The 580-nt window shown below is 39.7% G+C and carries 1 protein-coding gene; it reads right to left on the reverse strand.

All coding sequences use genetic code 11. The annotated features are described in order from the left end of the window. Positions 1-362: 362 nt before the first annotated feature. A partial coding sequence (locus ACTQ16_RS16750) for a hypothetical protein (protein ID WP_441938568.1) occupies positions 363-580 on the reverse strand: 218 nt, incomplete at its 5' end.

Below are 580 nucleotides of genomic sequence, written 5' to 3' on the forward strand. Positions count from 1 at the left end.
TGGATTAAGACATCACGTAGGCATGTATTGAACATTTACTCAGACAACAATGCTTATGCCAACCTGTTCAAGACAGACTTTGGTTAAAGACCATGCTTTTCTGGTTAAACCGGCGTATTACCTCAAGTCGCTTTATGGGGTAAGGGAATTTTGTGTTTACGACGTTTCTGTTATGCCCAAGGAATATGTACAATAAAAGAATTTTTGTCGTTTTACAAGTAAATTCCCACGAAACCCTATAGGTTGCGGATTTGAGGCATTTCTTAAACTTTTGGGAGACGTAGTTGAAGAGGTGTGTCTTTCTCCCGCTGAAGCCTGTTTACCTCTTCCTTTCCCGATTGTACTTCTGAGCTTACACCTTATTATATATAGGGGAATGCTTGCCGCAATTCCCCTCCCTTTTCTCTTATGGAATGTGGAAGCCTACCCCCTTTAATGTCCGTTTTCAAAACTGATATTGCCCCCATGAGATAGGGGGAGAAGGTCGGTAAAAAACGTTGAAATAACGTTCTAATCCCAAAATTTACTATGTTTTTTGGGATTGTAATCCCAAAAATAGGTATAAATTTTGGGATTACGA

The sequence above is a fragment of the Prevotella sp. LCP21S3_D2 genome (genome assembly GCF_052118345.1).
Lineage (GTDB): Bacteria > Bacteroidota > Bacteroidia > Bacteroidales > Bacteroidaceae > Prevotella.